19 protein-coding genes and 2 tRNA genes are annotated in these 18,846 nt (G+C 63.8%); 3 read left to right on the forward strand and 18 right to left on the reverse strand.

Annotated elements, in window-relative coordinates:
- Positions 1-43: 43 nt before the first annotated feature.
- From C795_RS0105050 to C795_RS0105060, 3 genes are read right to left on the reverse strand one after another with little or no spacing between them, the layout of a single operon-like run.
- Positions 44-682: an anthranilate synthase component II gene (locus C795_RS0105050; protein ID WP_017792673.1), complete on the reverse strand. Its 639-nt coding sequence runs from the start codon at positions 680-682 to the stop codon at positions 44-46.
- Complete coding sequence (locus C795_RS17395; protein ID WP_017792674.1) at positions 679-837, reverse strand: hypothetical protein; 159 nt, start codon at positions 835-837, stop codon at positions 679-681. Before C795_RS17395 ends, C795_RS0105050 begins: the two co-directional genes overlap by 4 nt.
- Entirely contained in the window at positions 837-1,610 is a 774-nt protein-coding gene (locus C795_RS0105060) for a class E sortase (RefSeq protein WP_232225437.1), read from the reverse strand. Before C795_RS0105060 ends, C795_RS17395 begins: the two co-directional genes overlap by 1 nt.
- A 59-nt stretch (positions 1,611-1,669) precedes the next feature.
- Here C795_RS0105060 and C795_RS0105065 point away from each other — a divergent pair, with 59 nt between their 5' ends.
- The gene (locus tag C795_RS0105065) at positions 1,670-1,954 is read left to right on the forward strand and encodes a cell division protein CrgA (RefSeq protein WP_017792676.1); all 285 of its coding nucleotides are present in this window, start codon (positions 1,670-1,672) and stop codon (positions 1,952-1,954) included.
- A 129-nt stretch (positions 1,955-2,083) separates the two neighbouring features.
- Here C795_RS0105065 and C795_RS0105070 read toward each other — a convergent pair whose 3' ends face one another.
- Both C795_RS0105070 and C795_RS0105075 read right to left on the reverse strand, forming a co-directional pair.
- Positions 2,084-2,986: a rhomboid family intramembrane serine protease gene (locus C795_RS0105070; protein ID WP_033349173.1), complete on the reverse strand. Its 903-nt coding sequence runs from the start codon at positions 2,984-2,986 to the stop codon at positions 2,084-2,086.
- 8 nt (positions 2,987-2,994) lie between these two features.
- Positions 2,995-3,504 (reverse strand): peptidylprolyl isomerase, encoded by a 510-nt coding sequence (locus C795_RS0105075; protein WP_017792678.1) that lies wholly within the window; start codon positions 3,502-3,504, stop codon positions 2,995-2,997.
- A gap of 93 nt (positions 3,505-3,597) precedes the next feature.
- Here C795_RS0105075 and C795_RS0105080 point away from each other — a divergent pair, with 93 nt between their 5' ends.
- On the forward strand, positions 3,598-4,098 hold the full coding sequence (locus tag C795_RS0105080) for a hypothetical protein (protein ID WP_017792679.1): 501 nt from the start codon (positions 3,598-3,600) through the stop codon (positions 4,096-4,098).
- Positions 4,099-4,224: 126 nt separating this feature from the next.
- Here the strand turns inward: C795_RS0105080 and C795_RS17750 are convergent, their stop codons facing one another.
- From C795_RS17750 to C795_RS15280, 5 genes are all read right to left on the reverse strand, one after another.
- A complete protein-coding gene (locus C795_RS17750; protein ID WP_332248476.1) occupies positions 4,225-5,001 on the reverse strand; it encodes an NUDIX hydrolase in 777 nt (258 codons plus the stop codon).
- Positions 5,002-5,099: 98 nt separating this feature from the next.
- On the reverse strand, positions 5,100-6,128 hold the full coding sequence (locus C795_RS0105090) for an alpha/beta fold hydrolase (RefSeq protein WP_017792681.1): 1,029 nt from the start codon (positions 6,126-6,128) through the stop codon (positions 5,100-5,102).
- Positions 6,129-6,272: 144 nt separating this feature from the next.
- Positions 6,273-7,187: a DUF4097 family beta strand repeat-containing protein gene (locus C795_RS16525; RefSeq protein ID WP_017792682.1), complete on the reverse strand. Its 915-nt coding sequence runs from the start codon at positions 7,185-7,187 to the stop codon at positions 6,273-6,275.
- Complete coding sequence (locus C795_RS0105100; RefSeq protein ID WP_017792683.1) at positions 7,184-7,888, reverse strand: response regulator transcription factor; 705 nt, start codon at positions 7,886-7,888, stop codon at positions 7,184-7,186. The genes C795_RS16525 and C795_RS0105100 overlap by 4 nt, the downstream gene beginning before the upstream one ends.
- Positions 7,876-9,252: a histidine kinase gene (locus C795_RS15280; protein WP_017792684.1), complete on the reverse strand. Its 1,377-nt coding sequence runs from the start codon at positions 9,250-9,252 to the stop codon at positions 7,876-7,878. Before C795_RS15280 ends, C795_RS0105100 begins: the two co-directional genes overlap by 13 nt.
- A 228-nt stretch (positions 9,253-9,480) precedes the next feature.
- Here C795_RS15280 and C795_RS0105110 point away from each other — a divergent pair, with 228 nt between their 5' ends.
- The gene (locus tag C795_RS0105110; protein ID WP_017792685.1) at positions 9,481-10,182 is read left to right on the forward strand and encodes a hypothetical protein; all 702 of its coding nucleotides are present in this window, start codon (positions 9,481-9,483) and stop codon (positions 10,180-10,182) included.
- Positions 10,183-10,240: 58 nt separating this feature from the next.
- On the opposite strand, the gene C795_RS0105115 is transcribed toward C795_RS0105110, so the two are convergent.
- The 8 genes from C795_RS0105115 to dnaN all read right to left on the reverse strand — a co-directional run bounded on the left by C795_RS0105115 (position 10,241) and on the right by dnaN (position 18,543).
- Positions 10,241-10,313, reverse strand: a tRNA-Ala gene (locus C795_RS0105115).
- Between the two features lie 56 nt (positions 10,314-10,369).
- Positions 10,370-10,443: transfer RNA gene (locus C795_RS0105120), tRNA-Ile, on the reverse strand.
- A gap of 96 nt (positions 10,444-10,539) precedes the next feature.
- A complete protein-coding gene (locus tag C795_RS0105125) occupies positions 10,540-10,947 on the reverse strand; it encodes a DUF3566 domain-containing protein (RefSeq protein ID WP_017792686.1) in 408 nt (135 codons plus the stop codon).
- Positions 10,940-13,513 (reverse strand): DNA gyrase subunit A, encoded by a 2,574-nt coding sequence (gyrA, locus tag C795_RS0105130; RefSeq protein WP_017792687.1) that lies wholly within the window; start codon positions 13,511-13,513, stop codon positions 10,940-10,942. The genes C795_RS0105125 and gyrA overlap by 8 nt, the downstream gene beginning before the upstream one ends.
- A gap of 51 nt (positions 13,514-13,564) precedes the next feature.
- Complete coding sequence (gene gyrB, locus C795_RS0105135) at positions 13,565-15,559, reverse strand: DNA topoisomerase (ATP-hydrolyzing) subunit B (protein ID WP_017792688.1); 1,995 nt, start codon at positions 15,557-15,559, stop codon at positions 13,565-13,567.
- A 189-nt stretch (positions 15,560-15,748) separates the two neighbouring features.
- Positions 15,749-16,240, reverse strand: coding sequence for a DUF721 domain-containing protein (locus C795_RS0105140; RefSeq protein ID WP_017792689.1), 492 nt, complete (start codon positions 16,238-16,240; stop codon positions 15,749-15,751).
- Positions 16,237-17,394, reverse strand: a complete 1,158-nt coding sequence (recF, locus tag C795_RS0105145; RefSeq protein WP_017792690.1) for a DNA replication/repair protein RecF — start codon at positions 17,392-17,394, stop codon at positions 16,237-16,239. Before recF ends, C795_RS0105140 begins: the two co-directional genes overlap by 4 nt.
- Positions 17,395-17,400: 6 nt before the next feature.
- Positions 17,401-18,543, reverse strand: coding sequence for a DNA polymerase III subunit beta (gene dnaN, locus C795_RS0105150; RefSeq protein ID WP_017792691.1), 1,143 nt, complete (start codon positions 18,541-18,543; stop codon positions 17,401-17,403).
- Positions 18,544-18,846 lie beyond the last annotated feature (303 nt).

Here is an 18,846-nt window from a genome sequence, read left to right on the forward strand (position 1 = left end):
GAGGGGCTTTTCGCGTGATTGATGTGTAGGGCGGTGACTGCACCTACTGCGTGATGATCAGCGGCGACAGCGACTTCGCGCGCTCAGCAGCACCCGTGGCCCCGACGATCTCGAGCCAGTTGCCGAACTGCTGGTAGCCGCCCTCGGTGAGCACCGACTCGGGGTGGTACTGCACGCCGAAGATGGGGCGTTCGCGGTGGTGCAGTGCCATGACAACGCCGTTCGCTGTTTCGGCGGTGATCTCGAGCACGTCGGGCACCGTATCGCGCACCACGGCGAGCGAGTGGTAGCGGGTCGCGTCGAACTCTGCGGGCACGTCGGCGAAGAACGCGTCGCCCGTGTGGCGCACGCGAGACACCTTGCCGTGCATCAGCTCCTCGGCGTGCGTCACCGTCGCTCCGAGCGCCTCGGCGATGGCCTGGTGCCCCAGGCACACCCCAAGCAGCGGAATGCCGGTGCGCAGGGCGATCTCGATCATGGGAATCGAGAGGCCGGCCTCCGCAGGCGTGCCGGGGCCGGGCGACACGAGCACGCCGTCGAACTCGGTGACGGCATGCTCGAGCTCACCGATGGTGAGGTCGTCGTTGCGCATCACCTGCACGCTCGCGCCCAGCTGCTGCAGGTAGCCCGCGATCGTGTAGACAAAGCTGTCATAGTTATCGATCACCAGAATGCGTGTCATGGGCCAACCGTCACTTCTTCTTCAGGGAGCTGCGCCGCAACCCACGGGTAGACATACGTTATGAGCGCGTAAACCGCCGCGACGAGCACGAGCAGCAGCACGATGACCCGCAGCCAGGCGGGCCCGGGGAAAAACCTCCACAGCAAGGAAAACATTATGCGGCGTCTCCTCTCGGGGCCTGGGTCGCGCCCATCGTGGGGTTCAGCTCAATGAGCTCGGCGGGCGGGCCCGCGCTGCGCGGCTGAAACCCCTCGTACACGGAGTACGCGATCGCCCGTTCATCGCTGCCGGCCATCTTGGGGTGGCAGGTCGTGAGCGTCAGAATCTGGTCGTCGCCCACGGCACCCTCGATGCGCGGGAACGGGTTCAGCACGTCCACCTCTTCGGGCAGCACGTACTCCATCGAACGGAACCGATAGGTGTACCACCCCTCCGCGGTCTCCACGAAGAGCGGGTCGCCAATGCGCAGGTTCATGACCTCGCGAAACGAGTTAATGAGGGGGCCGGATCGGTGGCCTGCGAGCGCGAAATTGCCCGGCTCACCGGGCATCTGCGTCATCTCGTAGTGCCCGATGCCCTTGTCGTCGAGGTTCAGCACGGTCCACCAGTCGGTGGTCTCGGCGACAGTGTTCGCGTAGGTGGTGCCGAATGCCGGGACATGCAGGTTGGCAAACGACTCAGAGGGTGCGGGGGCCTGCACGATCGGCACAACGCCGTCCCACTCCTCGGCGGGCGTCTCAGCGTCCCACTGGGCGGAGGCGGCTGCCGAGAGTTCGGTCTGTTTTGCGGTGACGGTGATGCCCGTGTGCCACGGCTGCCAGACGATGTATCCGAAGACTGCCACGCCTGCCACCAACAGAAGTTCACCGATAACGGTCAACGGGCTCAGCCTTGCGCGGCGCACGCGACCTGAACGCTTCTGTTTCACTCTCACATTCTAGGCCGGGAACACTGAGGTGGCGCTGCGTTCCCGGTAGACTCTGTGGCATGTCAGCTGCTGGAAAAAATGTAGACAAGCACAAGTCGAGCGATGTCGAGAAGGCCCAGGCCCGCCTCGAGCGCCAGGAGGCCCGCAAGGAGGCCCCGAACCCGGTGTGGTTTAAGCCGGTCATGTTCGGCTTCATGCTGCTCGGCCTGATCTGGATCGTGCTCTATTACGTCACGAGCGCGATGCCCACTCCGCTGCCGATCCCCACACTCGGTCAGGGCAACATCTTCGTTGGCTTCGGCCTCGTGCTGGTCGGCTTCCTCATGACTCCCTGGTGGAAGTAGGGCTCAGCCCCTCACTCACAGCGGCTAAATCACACGGCTGTAATTCCTCCCCAGGTGGGGACAAACCTGTGGATAACAACGAAGGGCCCGGAGAATTTCTCCGGGCCCTTCGTTGTACCTCGCGTCGCGCTAGAGCGGCGACACAATAAAGAATGCAAAACTCAACAGCACCAGCACGCCTGCAACGCCGCCGAGCATGAGCGCACGCTTCTTGGGAGCGCGCTGCCGCATCTGGAGCAGCACCCACATGACGCTCGCGCCCACGATCAGGCCGCCCAGGTGAGCCTGCCACGACACGTTGGCACCGGGAATCAGACCGATACCGAAGTTAATCGCGACGAGTACCAGCAGCGAGGTGACGTTGATTCGCGCGGCCCGGTATGCGACGAGCGTCGCACCGAGCACCCCGAAGATCGCTCCCGAGGCGCCCACCGTGGGTACAAGCAGGGCCTGCGGATCCGCATAGGCCCAGAGCATTACGCCGAGTGAGCCACCGAGCCCCGTGAGCAAGTACAGCGCCGTGAAGCGCGCCTTGCCCAGCATCTGCTCAAGATTACGCCCGAACAGCCACAGCGCGTACATATTAAACAAAATGTGAAATATGAAGCCCGTTGAGTGCGTGAACACCGACGTCAGCATGCGCCACGGCTCGAACTGCATCGGCAGCGAGTACAGGGGTGCGTACCAGAGGGCACGCGTCACCTGATCGTCACCGAAGTAGTGGGTGAGCATCTGCGCGACGTACACGACCACGCACAGCGCCATGATGGCGTAAGTCACGGGGGTGTCGAGCGCCGCGATGCGGCGTCCGGTGACCCGCGCGGTGCGCTTGGCACGCTTCGCGCCCGAGGGCTGCACCTGTTTCATGCATTCGGGGCAGAGCACCCCCACGGCCGACACCACCTGGCAGTCAGCGCAGATGGTGCGGCCGCAGCGCTGGCACAGCGTGAAGCTGTGGGCGCCGGGGTGTCGATAGCAGACGTCGTTGGGCCCGTACGCTACGCGCTCACCGTAAGTTGGTTCGCCTGCCAAAGGGAAACCTAGGCCGCGGCGATGTCGACGCTGGTGATGACGACGTCCTCGACCGGGCGGTCCATGCCACCGGTCTGAACGTTGCCAATGGCCTCAACGACAGCCTTCGAAGCGTCGTCTGCGACCTCACCGAAGATGGTGTGCTTGCCGGTGAGCCACTCGGGTGCGGTGGTCGTGATGAAGAACTGCGAGCCGTTGGTGTCCGAGAGGCGGCCCGTCATGTCGGGGCGCTTACCTGCGTTTGCCATGGCGAGCTGGTACTTGCGGTCGAACGAGAGCTCGGGGTGGATCTCATCGTCGAAGTTGTAGCCGGGGCCGCCGGTGCCGGTGCCCGTGGGGTCGCCACCCTGGATCATGAAGTCCTTGATGATGCGGTGGAAGATGACGCCGTTGTAGAAATCCTTCTCGGCGAGATCGGTGAAGTTCTTCACGGTCTTGGGAGCGTGATCGCCGAAGAGGTTGATCACGATGTCGCCGTGGTTCGTGTGAATGGTTGCTACAGAGGTGTGAATGGTCATAGTCCTAGTGTATGCGGCCCACCCTTCGGTGTAGCGTGGAGTCTACTGAGCAATTACGTTCGGGGAACGCCCTGCCAATCGAGGAGGACAGGTATGAAACTCTCACGGAAACGTCGTCGCGAACTGCGCCGTCTCAAAGGGACCGCACAGGAGCTGCTCGACCAGCAGCGCGTTGTGCTTGGCCACGCAGGTCTCGTGCTGCAGGAGGCCGGCCACCAGGCCCGCCAGCTCAGCGACGAGCACCTTGCCCCGCGCGTTGACGAGACGCTCGAGGCCGTTCGCCCGACGGTTGACCGCGGCGTAGCCTCGGCACGTCGCGCGGCCGATAGCGTACGCCGCGTTTCGGCACCGTTCGTGGCCAGCGCACTCGCGCGCACGATTCGCACGCTCGATGAGCTCGATAACCCGCAGGCTGCTAAGCAGGTGCGCGGGTTCGGCGAACGCAGCGGCTACCTGAAGGCCGAAAAGAAGAAGAAGGGTGCCGGCGGCGTCATTGCGCTGGGCCTCGGTATCGCGGCGGCAGCGGGCGTGGGCTACGCACTCTGGCAGGCGTTCCGCACCGACGACGAGCTGTGGATCGCTCCCGAGAACTAATCGGATGACGGATGCAGAAAGGGGCGTGGGGTTCAGATGAACCCCACGCCCCTTTCTGCGTGTGCGACCGGTGTATTCGCCCGTCGTGTGCGACTACTGCGAGCACAACCAGCTAGGTCGGCGGGGTTACTCCCCCGCTGGGCGGTTGGCCCGGCGCGGCCGGGAAGCCGAAGTGCGAGGTGTCGAGCTTCGCGGCGCCTCGCCGCGAACGGGCTCGCTGCGCACCACTCCCGTGTTGGGGGCGTCGCTGCGCGGCGCGGCTGTCTGCGCTGAGTTCTGCGCGGCATTCTGTTCGCCGCGCTGCCGCTGACCGGATCCCGATCGCTGGCGCGACCGCTGCCCGCCCCGCTTCGGCTGGCCCTGTTTCGCCTGCCCGGACTTTTGCCCCGACTGCTTGGACTGCCCGGATTGCTTCGGCTCGGTCTGCGTAGGTTCTGCCTGCTTCGGCTGCGCAGCCTTGGGGGTCTTCGCCGTCTGCTTGCGCAGGTTGATGCCCGCCATGTGCAGGCTCGTCTGCACGAGCGACAACGTTCGCAGCGCCTTGATCTCGCGCAGCGGCACCCAGCGGGCCTCGTCCGAGGATCCACCGATCTCGTGCCGCAGCGGGCCGTCCTTGACGGTCGCGCGGTACACGATCCGGATCGTATGCAGCTCAGGGTCAGTGCCCTCAGGCACTTCTTCGCGCACCATCACCCGAGAATCGACGCCCAGCAGCTTGCCAATCTTGGCCTCGAGCCCGGTCTCCTCAAGCACCTCGCGCACGACCGCATCACGGGGGTCCTCCCCCGGATCGATGCCGCCACCCGGCAGGGTCCAGCCGTGCAGATGCCCGCGACGCCAGTGAGTGAGCAGGATCTTGCCACGCCGCTCTACCACCGCGTAGGCGGCCACTCGAAGATCCATGATCTGAAGCTTATCTGGTCAGTCGCGCGATAACCCGGGACCGCGCGCGGCCGCTGCCGATCGCGGTCCTGATCCGGATCTTTGGGGTTCTGAGCCGGTTAGGCCCGGGGGCCGTGATTTGCGGCCCAGCCGATCGTCCAGCGATCGAGCGCGGCATACGCCGCAGCCCGAGGTTCAGCAGCAGAGAGGAACACGTCGTGCAGCGCACCATCGATGCGCAGGACGGTCAATTCGGGCCCGAGCTTGAGACCGGCCCGCGCCACCGCGTCGACTTCGAGCACGCTGTCGGCGCACGTAAAGTCATCGCTCCACCGCAGGGTAAGTGCCGACCGGGCCGAAAGCAGCATCGAAATGGGCGCATCGATCTGCAGGCCTTGACTCACGCGCGCATGGCCGGCGATCACCGCCCGCAGCCATCCCGTCAACACCGCGTGGCTGCGGTCGGGTCGCCAGTCGGCATTGAGGGTGTCGTATTCACCGGGGAGCCCGACGGAGCGCTGGGCCCGGGAATAGAAGCCGTTGTCGATCTGCGGCAGAATATCGCGGGCGTTGACCCGCGCACCGATTTCAATGATCGGCTTGAGGAGGTGCCGGCCCGCGGAGTTGAGTTGAAACTCGAGCCACGGGCTGTTGAGCACGAGGGCGTCGCATCCGCCGGGGTTCTGGGCTGCCCACAGGCTGAGCACGAGCCCGCCGGTCGAGTGGCCCATGAGGATCAGGCGGCGGCCCGGATCCCCCACGGGTTCACCCGCATCGGCGCGCATGATCTCGAGCGCCGCGTCGATTTCCTCGTGGTAGTCACCGAGGTCTTCGATGTAGCCGGGGGTCTGCCCCTCGCGCAGACTGCGCCCGTACTTGCGCAGGTCAAGTGCGTAGAACGTGGCACCCTGCTGGGTCCAGAATGCCGCCAGCTCGCGCTGAAAGAAGTAGTCCGACCACCCGTGCACATAGAGCACGCGCGCGCCCTCCAGGCGACGTTTCCCGTGAAACATTCGCTGCAGCCACGGCAACGAATCCGGTCGCGAGCGCACGAGCGTCGCGACGAGCGGCCCCTCTTCGTCTGCTCCCAGGTCGATGTCAGTGCACTCGAAGCCCTGGCCCAGAATGTCTTCGCGCCACACGGTCATGTCGCCATCATACGGACACTTGGGGGGGCCGGTGGGTGGGTGGTGCCGCTGCGCCCCACGTTCGAGGCCCCGGGCTCGCCGGTGGCGAGCTCCAGGGCCTCGAGGGTTGAGCGTGGCAAATGCGTAGCGTGCGGCGTCGAGCCGTTAGTGCTTGAGCACGATCTCCGCGGCCTCAGCCCGGGCCGTCACCACGTGCTTCGAGCCCTTGCTCACCTCGAGCCGGTTATCGATCGATCCCAGATCTGCCTGTGCATCGACACGGTACGTCTCCTTCGGCAGCTGCGCGGTGAGGGTTCCCACCTCTGCGCTCACCTCGACGAGGGTCGGGGCAGTGCCGGTGAGCTTCACGGTCGTGTCCCCCGTCGTCACGGAGGCGTCCGCTTCGTCGACGTCGGCAAGCTCGACGGTAGCATCGCCCACGCTGACCTCTAGATCGAGCGTGCGCGCGTCTCCCTTCAGCGTCAGTGACCCGGCGCTGACCTCCAGGCTGACCTCGTCGTACGATCCGGTCCCGGTGAACTGCCCCGCAGCGACCTGCACGTCGAGGCTCGCGGCACGGTTCTGTCCGAGCTCTCGGGGCAGCGTGAGCGTGACCGTCTGGTCACCGCCCACCCGCGGACCGCACCCGACCAGGCAGGTGTCGCCGCTTCTGCGCCCCAGTTCGCGGTTGACGATCAGGTCCTCGCCGTCACGCTCCAGAGTCCAGCCGTTGACGTTGCCCGCCTCGCCCTGCGTCACGTTTTCGACAGTCAAGACCGCCTCGGCCACATCGCCATATTTGAGCGTGAAGTCGCTCGCGGCGGCGTCAATCTCGATCGAGGTGACACCCACGGCGTCGGCGTAGAGTTCGGCGGCAGAGCCAGCGCCCGCGTACTCGGTCGTGTAGTTCGTCCCCTCGACGACTTCCCAGGGCTCGGGTACGGTCAGCCCGTATACGGCCGAGGTGGCCGTACCGAGCAGGGCCAGCCCACCCACGACCGAGGTTGCGACGAGGATGGCGGTGCTGGCGGTCGACCGCGCGGGCTTCGGTGCGCCCGGCGTCGGAATGTGGTTACTCATAGTGGGAATCCGCTCTGTGAGGTCGACTGGTGCGGGGCAGCTGCACGCGGGGTGCTGCCCGAATTTTCAATATGCGCGATGGCCGCGAGCACGCGGCGGTTGCCGTCCTCGGCGTCGAGGCCGAGCTTCTGGAAGATCGCGGTGATGTGCTTTTCGACGCTGGCCTCCGAGAGATACAGCATCCCGGCAATCGTCTGGTTCGAACGACCCTCGGCGAGCGCGGCCAGCACGGTACGCTCACGGTCGGTGAGTTGTTGCATCCGGTCGTCGCGCCCGCGCCGCGTCAGCAACTGGGCCACGACCTCGGGGTCGAGCACGGTGGCGCCCTGCGCGATGCGCTCGACCGACTCGATGAACTCCCCCACGTCGGCGACACGGTCCTTAAGCAGGTACCCGAAGGCACCGCCTTGCGCGGCGATCATCTCACTCGCGTACCGCTCCTCCACGTACTGCGAGAGCACGAGCACGGGGAGCTGGGGCCGGCTATGCCGCAGCTCATGCGCGGCCCGAATGCCCTCATCGGTGTAGCTCGGCGGCAGGCGCACGTCGAGAATGCACAGATCCGGATCAGTGCTGGCCACCGAGGCCATCAGCCCCGTGGCGTCGGGAAGCGCCGCAACCACCTCGTGACCGCCGTGCTCGAGCAGGCGCACGAGCCCCTCGCGCAGCAGCACGGAATCCTCACAGATCAGGATGCGCATGGGATGCTCACCTCCAGTGTCGTCGGACCGCCCTGCGGGCTGTCGAGTCGGGTCGTGCCGCCGGCGGCGAGCACGCGGTTCATAATGCCGTCGAGGCCTCCCCCGGGCACGACCCGGGCGTTGCCGATGCCGTTGTCTTCGACGCGGGCCCAGAGCATGTTCTCGTCGCGCACGCGCACGACGACGCGGCACTCGCTTGCGCGGGAGTGCTTGGCGGCATTGGTGAGCGATTCGGCGATCGCGAAGTAGATGGCGGCCTCGGCGGTGCGCGAGCAGCGGTCGGTGACGCGCACGTCGAGCTGCACCGGGATGTGTGAGCGGGCCGCGAGCGCCGAGAGTGCCGCGTCGAGGCCGCGGTCGTCGAGCACCGAGGCGTAGATGCCGCGAGCCAGCTGCCGCAGTTCGGTGATGGCGGCCTTTGTCGAGGTGTGGGCCTCGGCGACGAGTTCCTTGGCCGCCTCGGGGTCGCTGTCGATCTTCTGCTGGGCGAGGCCGAGCGTCATGGCAACCGATACGAGGCGGGGCTGCACCCCGTCGTGCAAATCGCGCTCGATGCGGGTGCGCTCGAGGTCGGCGGCACGCACCGCTCCCTCGCGCTGCTGCGAAGTCACGAGCACCTGCGCCTCGAGCTGCTCCTCAGCTGCGCCGGATCCGATGATGGCGACCGTCACGATGCGGTGCAGCAGGGCGATGCCCACGATGCCGGCCGCGCACAGCAGCACGCCGATGATGCCGGGCTGCCACCACACGTTGATACCCGAGAAGATCGTGGCGGTCGACCTGATGAAGCCCTGCGCGAGCCCCAGCACGGCCATTCCGAGCAGGCTCGTGACGACGAAGCTTGCTACCGCGCGCCACATGCGACCGTCGATGGTCTGTCGGCCCAGGGACTTGAGCCAGGCCTTGAAGCCGCGGCCGTGCTGCTTCTGCAGCGGCAGCGCGGGCACACCGAGATCGTAGAGCCCGCTGACGCGCTGGGTCTCGAACCAGGCGAGCCCGTAGACCGCGTAAACGAGTCCCACGAGCACGACCAGACCGACGCCGAGGAGGAAGGTGAGGCCGATGCCTGCGCCCAGCATGCCGAGCAGCATGCCCAGGGTGGCGAGGCCGACGATACCGACGCCGGCGAGCTGCAGGATCGTCAGCACGATGCGGAAGGGTGCTCCCCGGCGCTTAGCGGGCTTCGGAGCGGGCCCAGCGGGATGCTGGGAGGTTTGCGGCTGCGACTGCGGCAGCGGCGACTGTGGGGCCTGTTCTGGGGCGTACTGGGGCTGCTGCACGCCCGGCAGCGGCACGGTGGGCTGCGCGGCGACCGGTTCCGCGAGGAGCGGCACGGTCGGCTGGTGGTCGACTGAAGATGTCATACCTCTACGGTAGGCCGCGGGTGCCGGCGGGCGACACCGAGGCAGCCGGATCATTGCGTTCGGGGTTTCCCTACCTTTGCGACTTCATTGCTGCGGCTCGTCACTCGGGATCGGCGCGGCCGAGAGCCATGCGCCCCGCTATTGGTCGCGAGTAGGCTAGCGAAGATCTCGGTTGGCCCGGCCACCGAAGCCCCAAGTATTGGTCACCAGTGAAGGAGACAGCAAGCAATGTCGCAGATACTGACTTGGGTGACGACGTTGGCCGCACTCTCTGGATTTGGGCTTTCCCTCGGCCTCAACCCGGCGTTGTACGGCGCCACCGCCGACATGCTCGCCCGCGGCCTACCGGTGCGAGCGCGCCTCGCGTTCATGATCAGCGGCCTCTGGGTGGGCGCCACCGCACTGTTTCTGGTGCTGCAGACGTTCAACCCGACAAGTCTCGTGAGCACCATCAAGCATCGGGCGCAGGACGAACTGTTCAACCGCACGGTAGACCTGACCGCGGGCATCGTGTTCCTGGTGCTCGCGGGCGGCATCTCAGTCTGGACGGCGTACGCACGGACTCCCCCGGCACGTCCCCCCAAGCCGGTGAAGCAGAACGCACGCCCGATGGGCTATTTCTTCATCGGGCTCTCGAGCGCGGTCATCGGATTCACGACGTTGCCAATCATGTATCTGGTGGGGCGCATGACGACGACGCTCACCCCGCAGCTCGTGCCGCGGATCATCGCCTACTCGATTTTTCTCGTGGCGCTGTCGAGCCCGTTCATAGTGATCGCGTGGGCCTGGTCCCGGTTTCCAACGCATACGGAACGCATCAGCAGTCTCTACACGCGTACCCTGCAGCGCGACTATCGCTGGCCGGCTGCCGGGGTCTGCGCGCTTGCTGGAATCGTGTTCCTGGTTTTCGCGGTGTTCGGGCACGGCTAAGCATTGACACAAAACAAAACCCCCTCGCTGATCGAAATCAACGAGGGGGTTTTCAATGTGGATCCTGGGAGAATCGAACTCCCGACATCCTGCTTGCAAAGCAGGCACTCTACCAACTGAGTTAAGGACCCGTGTTCATTTATTATTTTACTACAAGAAACTTCGTGTTTTTACCACTTGGTTTCGGTGGGGCTACCTGGACTTGAACCAGGGACCTCTTCATTATCAGTGAAGCGCTCTAACCGCCTGAGCTATAGCCCCTTAACCAAGAGGAAACATTACCCGAAATCCGTGCCGATTTGAAATCAACCGCGTTTTCCGGGCGAGTTCCCCGAGGTGTTACCGCAAAAAGCGGCCTTAGTTGCTGGTGAAACCGAGCTGGAAACCGCCCAGCACGCGCACCAGCAGGTTGTACACGAGCGCCGCAATTGCACCGATAGCGGTGCCCACGATCGTGTTCAGGATGCCCACGACGACGGCGAAGCCGGCGACCTGCGGGAACCCGATGATCTTCATGAGGCTGTTGTCCTCGCCCACGATGTCCATGAACAGCGAGTCGATCTCACCCAGCACACCGGTCTGGGACAGCACGGTGTAGATCAGGATCGTCGATACGATGCTCACGATCGCGAGGCAAATAGCCACGAGGAACGAGAACTTCACGGCCGACCAAAAGTCGATGTACACAAGCTTCAGGCGAACCTGCTTGGCCGGAGCCTTCTTGCGTGTCTTCTTAGCCAACTTGTCGGCAACGGTGTTACTCATTCAGATTTTCCTCGTTCTCAGCAGTCTCGGTGGCTGGGCCCTCGGGCTCTTCCTCCTCAAGCCCACGCTCCGAATTTCGCGCGATGCCAATAATACGGTCACCCTCTGGGAATCGAGCAAACACGACCCCCATTGTGTTGCGACCCTTTGCCGGCACCTCAGCGACGTCCGACCGGACCACCTTACCGCTCGCGAGCACAACAAGAACTTCGTCTGCCTCGTCCACGATCAGTGCTCCGACCAGGTCGCCACGGTTCTCGTCGAGCTTAGCGACCTTGATGCCGTAGCCGCCACGGTTCTGTACGCGGTACTCCCCCACGTCCGTGCGCTTGGCATATCCGCCCTCGGTCACGACGAACACGAAGCCGTCGTTCCCATTGACGCACGACGCCGACAGCAGGGTGTCTCCGTCTCGGAAGTTCATGCCGCGCACGCCGCTCGTCGAGCGACCCATCGGACGAAGTGCCTGGTCAGAGGCTGTAAAACGGACCGACATGCCCTGCTTCGATACGAGCAAGACGTCGTCATCGGATTCAGCGATAAGAGCCGAGACGAGCTCGTCACCCTCGCGCAGCTTGATCGCGATGATGCCGCCCGTACGGTTCGTGTCGTACTCGGTGAGGGCCGTCTTCTTCACGAGACCATCACGTGTGGCCAGCAGCAGGTAGCCGGCCTCGTAGTCGGGAACGTCAAGAATCTGCGTGACAGACTCGTCTGGAGCCAGTGCGAGTAGGTTCGCGAGGTGCTGACCCTTGGCGTCGCGGCCTCCCTCGGGAATCTCGTACGTCTTCGCGCGGTAGACGCGGCCGGTGTTCGTGAAGAACATGAGCCAGTGGTGCGTCGTCGTGACAAAGAAGTGTTCGACGATGTCGTCGGCACGCAGCTGCGCCCCCTTCACGCCCTTGCCGCCGCGATGCTGTGACCGGTAGTTATCGATGCGCGTGCGCTTGACGTACCCGCCACGCGTCACGGTCACGACCATCTCCTCCTCAGGAATCAGGTCTTCCATCGACATATCGCCGTCGAAGCCGTGCAGGATCGTGCTGCGACGCTCGTCACCGAACTTGTGCACGACCTCCCCCAGCTCGTCCACGACGATGCCGCGCTGCTGGGTGGGTGAGGCGAGAATCGCCTCGAACTCGGCGATCATTGCTTCGAGCTTGGCTGCGAGGTCAAGAATCTTCTGGCGCTCAAGAGCAGCGAGCCTACGCAGCTGGAGACCCAGGATTGCGTCGGCCTGCAGCTGATCCACGCTGAGCAGGCCCATAAGGCCCTCGCGTGCTTCATCCACGGTCGGCGAGCGCCGGATCAGGGCGATGACCGCGTCGAGCGCGTCGAGCGCCTTAAGGTAGCCACGCTGGATGTGAGCCTCGGCCTCGGCCTTGCGGAGACGGTACTCCGTGCGGCGAACGATGACCTCGATCTGGTGCTTGGCCCAGTAGGTGATGAAGCCGTCAAGCGGGAGCGTGCGGGGCACGCCGTCGACGATCGCGAGCATGTTCGCGCCGAAGTTCTCCTGCAGCGGGGTGTGCTTGTACAGGTTGTTGAGCACGACCTTCGCGATCGCGTCGCGCTTGAGCACGATCACGAGGCGCTGGCCCGTGCGGCCGCTGGTCTCATCGCGAATGTCGGCGATACCCTGTACGCGGCCTTCCTTGACGAGGTCGGCGATCTTTACCGCGAGGTTATCGGGGTTGACCTGGTACGGCAGCTCGGTGACAACGAGGCAGGTGCGCCCCTGCAGTTCCTCGATGTTGACGACGGCACGCATCGTGATGGAGCCACGCCCCGTGCGGTACGCGTCCTTAATGCCCTTCGTGCCGAGGATCTGGCCGCCCGTCGGGAAGTCGGGGCCCTTGACGCGCTCCATGAGGGCTTCGAGGAGCTCCTCGCGGGTTGCCTCGGGGTGTTCCAGGTGCCAAATGGCAGCCTCTGAGACCTCGCGGAGGTTGTGCGGCGGAATGTTGGTCGCCATGCCCACGGCGATGCCCACAGAGCCGTTGACCAGCAGGTTGGGGAACCGGCTCGTGAGTACGGTGGGCTCCTGAGTGCGCCCATCGTAGTTGTCCTGGAAGTCGACGGTGTCTTCGTCGATATCGCGTACCATTTCCATGGCGAGCGGCGACATCTTCGTCTCGGTGTAACGGTGTGCGGCTGCGCCGTCGTTACCGGGCGAACCAAAGTTGCCCTGTCCGAGCGCAAGCGGGTATCGCAGCGACCAGGGCTGCACCAGGCGAACGAGCGAGTCGTACACCGCGGTGTCACCGTGGGGGTGGAACTGTCCCATGACGTCGCCAATAACGCGCGTGCACTTCGAGAATGCCTTGTCGGGGCGGTATCCCCCGTCGTACATCGTGTAGATGACGCGGCGGTGCACGGGCTTGAGCCCATCACGCACGTCGGGAAGCGCGCGTCCCACGATCACGCTCATGGCGTAGTCGAGGTACGAGCGCTGCATCTCTGTCTGCAGCTCTACCTGGTTGATGCGGCCGTGGTTTGCTACCTCGGCGCCGTACTCTGCGCCCTCGGGCGCCTCAGGTGAGTTGGTGGTTACGTCGTCGCTCATGAAGTTTCTGCTTTCAACTCTGCTGTCGATTCCTGACTGGCCGGCGTGCGGCTAGATGTCAAGGAATCGAACGTCCTTCGCGTTCTGTTGGATGAAGGTGCGTCGAGCTTCGACGTCCTCCCCCATGAGCGTCGCGAAAATCTCGTCGGCGACGGCTGCATCGTCCATGGTGACCTGGAGCAAGGTGCGCGTATCGGGGTTCATCGTGGTGTCCCAGAGCTCTTCGTGGTTCATCTCACCGAGACCCTTGTAGCGCTGCACGCCGCTTTCCTTCATCAGGCGGCGACCGTTGGCTGCGCCCGCGGCGAGAGCCGCGTCACGCTCGTCGTCGCTGTAGACGTACTCGTGGTCGGCATTCGTCCACTTGATCCGGTACAGCGGTGGCTGCGCGAGATAGACATAGCCGAGGTCAATCAGCGGCCGCATGTAACGGAACAGCAGCGTGAGTAGCAGCGTCGTGATGTGCTGGCCATCAACGTCGGCATCGGCCATCAGCACGATCTTGTGGTAGCGCGCCTTCTCGGGGTTGAAGTCCTCGCCAATGCCGGCGCCGAACGCCGTGATCATTGCCTGGACCTCGGTGTTGTTCAGCGCGCGGTCGAGGCGCGCCTTTTCAACGTTGAGGATCTTGCCTCGCAGTGGCAAGATCGCCTGGGTGTGCGGGTTGCGCCCGGTCTTGGCGGAGCCGCCTGCGGAGTCGCCCTCCACGATGAAGATTTCTGAGACCGTGGGGTCCTTGCTCGTGCAATCCGAGAGTTTGCCGGGCATGCCACCCGACTCGAGCAGTCCCTTACGACGTGCGGTCTCGCGAGCCTTGCGGGCAGCCAGGCGTGCGGTGGCAGCCTGAATGGCCTTGCGAATGACGTCCTTGGCTGGGCCGGGGTTGCGTTCGAACCAGTCCCCCAGGCGATCACCGACGACCTTCTGCACGAAAGCTTTTGCTTCGGTGTTACCGAGCTTGGTCTTCGTCTGGCCCTCGAACTGCGGCTCGCCGAGCTTGATCGAAACGACGGCGGTGAGACCCTCGCGCACATCGTCGCCCGAAAGATTGTCGTCCTTCTCGCGAAGGATGTTCTTGTCACGCGCGTAGCGGTTCACGAGCGTAGTGAGTGCGGCACGGAAGCCCTCTTCGTGGGTGCCACCCTCGTGCGTGTTAATCGTGTTCGCGTAGGTGTGCACGCTGTCGGAGTACGCCGTGGTCCACTGCATCGCGACCTCGACGGCCATCTTGCGTTCGGTGTCCTCGAACTCAAACGAGATGATCTCGTCATTGACGAGATCCGCGCGCTTGGCTGAGTTGAGGTAGTGAACGTAGTCCTCGATGCCCTTTTCGTAGCAGAACTCGTCGTGCGGGGCAGCCGGAGCGACCATCTCGCCGTCGGAGTTCTCAACGGGCTCCTGCGGGCGCAGGTCCGTGACCGTGATGGTCAGGCCCTTGTTGAGGAAGGCCATCTGCTGGAAGCGCGTGCGCAGCGTCTGGTAATCGAACTCAGTAGTTTCGAAGATGTCGGCGCTGGGCCAGAACGTAATGGTCGTTCCGGTGGCGTCGGTGGGCCCCCCCTGCGCAAGCGGGGCGTCCGGCACGCTGTCCGTGAACGACATGTTCCACGTGAAACCTTCGCGCGAAACCGAAACATCGAACTTGCTCGACAGTGCGTTCACGACTGACGAGCCAACGCCGTGCAGGCCGCCCGAAACGGCGTAGCCGCCGCCACCGAACTTGCCGCCGGCGTGCAGAACTGTCAGCACGACCTCGACCGTTGAGCGACCCTCCGTTGGGTGCTCAGCGACCGGGATGCCTCGGCCGTTGTCAACGACGCGAACCGCGCCGTCCTCGAGAATCGTGACGGTAATTAAGTCGCAGTGCCCAGCGAGCGCCTCGTCGACCGAGTTGTCGACGATCTCGTACACGAGGTGGTGCAAACCACGGGGTCCGGTCGATCCAATGTACATACCCGGACGCTTGCGAACCGCCTCGAGGCCTTCCAGTACCTGGATTGCGCCTGCGCCGTAACTTTCCGCGGCAGCGGCCTGTTCTGAGTTCATACGTTGAATAATCCTTTTCTGGCCGTTTCAGAGCGTTTTCCGACTCGGAACACTTCCGCACACCAGCCTATCAAAATAACCCCGCGAAACCCCGGTTAGCGGGCGTTAGCGGGCAATATTTTCGACATGTTCTGGGGTATCTGAAACGCGGTGTCGCAGAATCGGCGCCTGTGCGCGCTTCTAAGAGGGCTATCCGTAGGTATCTCGGGGGCCGCGGCCCTTCACAGTACGAGGTCCGTGACGCCAAGTAGGTGCCCCCGGAGACAGGAATCGAATGTCCTTCAGGTCGGCATCGGGATACTCGGTGAGGATCCGCGAGAAGATCTCGCCTCGCAATCTGCGCAACTCCGTGGCCCAAGTCGTCGAATCGCACTGCACATGCAGCACATCGTTCGTGATGCCGACGATCGTAGTGTGCTCAGCGGTGCTCTCCCCCGCAAACTCGGCCCACTCTTCGATCAGCCGCGCCCGCTCGAGCTCGGAGCTCCAACCCATATCTCCCGAAATCACCGAGAGCACATCGCTCAGCATTCGTGGATCACGCCCCCAACCGAACGGGCTCCCGCCGGGCTCTCGACCAGATCGCTTGCGCTTGATGTGGGCGGGTACGCCCCGCCAGACGGACTTCGCCCGCAGGTAAGCCTCCGTAGCGAAGCCGTTTGGCGGCTGCTTCTTGGTCATTCTGATCCACCGTCAAGCGTCAGGGACCCGGCGCTCACTTGAACCTTGTGCCAAGCGACATCTGAGGGGACATCGCTCTCGACTGCGGCGGTCACGAGGATCTGTTCGAATTCACTCACGGATTCCATGAGCCTCGCCCTGCGCTCACCATCGAGCTCGGCGAATACGTCGTCAAGGATCATTACGGGGTCGCCCGCCGAGGACTGCTCCCGCAGTACGCGCGCCAGTGATAGCTTGAGCCCGAGCGCAAAGGACCACGACTCCCCATGGCTCGCGTATCCCTTCACGGGCAATCCGTTCAGTGTCATCGTGAGGTCATCTCGATGCGGGCCGGCCAGGGTCATACCCCGATCGACCTCGCGCTGCCGCAGCCCTGCGAGCGTCTCGCGGAACTTTCCCTCGACCGTTTCACGTGAAACATTACCGTCGACCGAGTCGACGCTAGTTTCACGTGAAACGTTTCCAAGTGCGGTCTCAACCATAGTGCAGCTCGGTCCGTGGTCCTCCCCCACGAGCGAGGCGTATGCGGCAATCAAGTGCGGCGCCGAGTCTGCGATGTACTCGCGACGAGCCAGCATAATCTGAGTACCCAGCGACACGAGCTGTCCATCCCAGACGGGAAGGGTTGACTCAATCTGAGCTGCGCGACCACGGGCCGATTTCAGCAGCGCCGTGCGCTGTCGAAGCACCCGTTCGTAGTCCTGCAGTACGCCCGCAGCGGCCGGATGTCGAGAAATCAACGCATCATCGAGGAAGCGCCGACGAATGGAGGGCTCTCCACGAACGATACTGAGGTCTTCTGGCACAAAAGCAACCGCTGCGAACCATCGCGTGAGCTCGCGCGGAGGTACTGCGTTGCCATTGACCTGCGCACGGTTCGGGCCCTCCTTGTTGATCTGCAGATCGAGGAGCACAGTGCGCGCATTTGCCTCGACTTTCAAGCGCAAGAACGCGGACTGTTCACCGAAGCGCACGAGCGGAGCGTCGCTCGAGACCCGGTGAGATCGGAGGCTTGAAAAATAGGCGATTGCCTCGGCCAGATTCGTCTTCCCCTGACCATTACGCCCGACCAACAAATTCGCGCCGGCTTCGAGCGGAAGCTCCGCAGTCGCGTAGTTGCGAAAATCTCGGAGTGAGAGATGCGCGACTCGCATGCGCGTCTACCGCAGCAGCAGGTTGGGCTGCAGCAGGTAGCGGTAGCTGGTGTCGTCCGCGTCTTCCTTGCTGCGCTGGCTGGTGATCAGCACCGGGCCAGGCTTGGCGGGGTTGTCGGTGCGGGTGAACGCAATGCGAGCGAACTCGGAGTGCGTCGACCGAAGTGCATCGAGTAGGTACTGCGGCTTCAACGAAACCGTCATTCCCTCACCCATCAGGTGAACGTCCACCGACTCGACGGCCTTGGCCGACTCAGTGCCTGCGGCCTCGAGCGTCACGTTGCCGTCGGTGAACGTAAAGCGCAGTGCGGCCTCGCGCTCGAGCACGAGACTCACGCGACCAACAGCCTCGACGAGCTCACTCGTGCTGATCACAGCGTAGTTGTCGACGTCGGTCGGGAAGAGTCGCCCCACCGGCGGGTAGTTACCCTTGATCAGCAGCGACGTCACCGTCTTATTGCCACCGGTGAAGGCGATAAGCTCGCGCTCTTCGTCCTTGATGATCGCAATGTTCACGATGCCGTCATTTCCGAACGTCTTTCCGACCTCGGTGACGATCTTTGCCGGCACCAATGCCGACAAAGACTCCTGTTCAGCCTGGTTTTCCCAGTCAATACTGCGGGTCGCGACGCGGTAGCGGTCGGTGGCCGTCAATGTCAGCGAATTCGAGTTGATCTCGAGCTGCACACCCGTGATGACGGGCGTTACGTCGTCGCGTGACGCAGCGAGTGACACCTGGGCGATCGCCTCAGAGAACGCATCAGCGGGCACTGCGCCAGATACGGCGGTGATGTTGGGAATCTGCGGGTACTCCTCCACGGGCATAGCCGGCAGGCTGAAGGAAGCCGAGCCACAGCGAACCTCGACGCGGCTCTCCACCAGTGTGACCTCTACGTCAGCGTGGGGAAGGCGCTGTGCGATCTCGCTGAGTAGCTTTCCCGAAACCAGTGCGCGACCGGCCTCCGAAATGTCAGCCTTGATCGCGGTGCGCGACGAAACTTCATAATCAAACGTCGAGACCGTGAGCTCGCCGTTCTCTGCTTCGATGAGCGCGCCGCTCAGGAGCGGCTGTGTGGGGCGCTGAGGCAACAGCTTGACCGCGAACGAGACAGCCTCACTGAATACGTCACGATTGACGGTGAATCGCATCTCGCTCCCTTCATCGAACTACAACCTTTGTGTAGTTCCAGCGTCCCAATCTTTGCACACTCACTGCTGGAGATGCACTCCACGGCTTCTGAGAGCGTTAACACGCCGAATCGGATCTTGTGATCGAGTGCCCGTGAATAAAGATTGATGTGTTAACAGTGTTAACGGTTGTGGAATCTGTGGATAACTTACCGGATCCCTGTTCCTGTATGGCCAAGCGGGCCGGTCGCCGTGTGTAGGGATTTCGAAATGTGTGCAAACTGGACAGGGTTCAGCTCGGAGGAGCGAACTTCACCCCTCACA

It is taken from the genome of Leucobacter salsicius M1-8 (assembly GCF_000350525.1).
GTDB lineage: Bacteria > Actinomycetota > Actinomycetes > Actinomycetales > Microbacteriaceae > Leucobacter > Leucobacter salsicius.